Origin of the sequence: Citrobacter amalonaticus (assembly GCF_037053465.1) — a bacterium.
GTDB classification, from domain to species: domain Bacteria; phylum Pseudomonadota; class Gammaproteobacteria; order Enterobacterales; family Enterobacteriaceae; genus Citrobacter_A; species Citrobacter_A amalonaticus_H.
The window spans coordinates 1-1,250 of the sequence record NZ_JBALIF010000058.1 but is presented as its reverse complement, the minus strand read 5'-3'; the positions used below and the strand labels follow the sequence as shown (position 1 = coordinate 1,250).

Here is a 1,250-nt window from a genome sequence, read left to right as displayed (position 1 = left end):
CTAAAACCTGCTTGCTAGCCATTTCTTAAATGGACTACAATTTGTCCTACAGCGATTAGGGCTGGCGTTGGATTCTGTTTGATTCTAATTGGTTAGCGTCTAAAGTAGAATTCCGTCCGTTCCGCCAATTACATTTCTCAGGGTGTCTTTGAATATCCTGATGAGAAGGAAAACCGTATTGCTGTCAAAGCGATGCGGTTTTTTTTCGTCTCTATATATCCCTCCCGATGTCAGGGGATCTGGCGCAAAATGGCCCACGCGCCAGAAAGGGAAATTTTGTAGGCCATTTTTTATTTTTGGGCTGGAAATTAATCACTACAACAGAATATCTCTGACTGCACCATTAATGTTCAGTTGACATACTTTTTTTGCACAGCTCGTACGATAATATTTACTATCGTCATTCCAGTGAGCTGAGCAGGAATTTAACGGTGCAATTTTCTTACTGACTCTGAGTGCAAAATGTAATACATTCCATCGTAGCCTTATCGTGTAATGTTTTAACTAAGTCACGTAGTCGCGAAGAAAGGCATGGCCTTACTGATGTCAAAAAAATTAAAATACTTTATGATCTGTTACGAAGCACCGTGCCTTAATCATGCTGCAGAATAATTATGTATCGCTCTGACTCCCCTGGCCAGGGTGATACATTACATGAGGACGAATGAGATAAAAAAGCAGTAAACAGATAATCACATCCCCGGCCATCTCTCTGAATTTTCCTCCACCGTATAGCCAGCGCCCAAACTCACCAAGCGTAATAATACAAAATACCCTTGTCATCTCGACAGGTTGTGAGACCAGGGTTGTTATCCATTCGCCGACGGTTATTTTATCGCTCATTCTGTTACCTCATTTTCGGTAGCCAACACACTTCTGCTCACTCGCGCAGAATTTACCGGCAACAGGTTACCCTGTATTGCTGTGGCTAAAATGACTCTTTGCCTTTCCGGAATGAATTAAAAAGATAAACTCTTGCCCCTCACGCATTACGTTTAAAATTAGTCCCCCACCTCCGTCATTCATGCGCAAAAAAGAGAAGGTTGGCTGCAGTGTTTTGCACAGTCAGCGCTGTTTTTTTATTTACGATGATAACCGGATTCACATTCAGATATGAATTCCGGCTGTCTGATCAAGACAAACAGACTGACATTCATTAATAAGGAAAGCATTATGACCAGCCTTGTATATTCCGTTACATCCGATAAAAATACGCTGCCGGATGACAAGTCATTAACAGCAACAATTAC

General features: G+C 41.7%; 1 protein-coding gene. It reads right to left on the bottom strand.

What is annotated here, in order from left to right:
• Positions 1-612: 612 nt before the first annotated feature.
• Positions 613-843, bottom strand: coding sequence for a hypothetical protein (locus WB371_RS23750; RefSeq protein ID WP_336222386.1), 231 nt, complete (start codon positions 841-843; stop codon positions 613-615).
• Between the last annotated feature and the right edge of the window lie 407 nt (positions 844-1,250).